Source organism: Flavobacterium sp. UBA4854 (assembly GCF_002399805.1).
GTDB lineage: Bacteria > Bacteroidota > Bacteroidia > Flavobacteriales > Flavobacteriaceae > Flavobacterium > Flavobacterium ginsengisoli.
In genome coordinates this window covers 1-256 of record NZ_DHEI01000097.1, presented here as the reverse complement: position 1 = coordinate 256, position 256 = coordinate 1, and the positions used below count along the sequence as shown (strand labels likewise).

The 256-nt window shown below is 31.2% G+C and carries 1 protein-coding gene; it reads right to left on the bottom strand.

The window, feature by feature from the left end; genetic code table 11:
* Positions 1-35 precede the first annotated feature (35 nt).
* On the bottom strand, positions 36-256 hold a 221-nt coding region (locus tag B3J44_RS14365; RefSeq protein ID WP_286969167.1), incomplete at its 5' end, for a DUF1731 domain-containing protein.

Genomic DNA, 256 nt, shown 5'->3' with positions numbered 1-256 from the left:
TTCGTCGAAATGACAAAACTGTATGAATTTGTGTTCTAAATTAAATCTCGAAAAGCCTCGTCAATATCACCAAACTTAAACTGAAACCCATTTTCTAAAAGTCTTTTTGGAACCACATTTCGACTTTTTAAAACCAATTCCGTTTCTGTTCGAATAATAAAAGATCCAATTTCAAGAAAGAATTTGCTTAACGGAATTCCAAAAGGAAAACCAACAGCTTTTCGAAGTTTTTCCATAAAATCAACATTTCGAATTG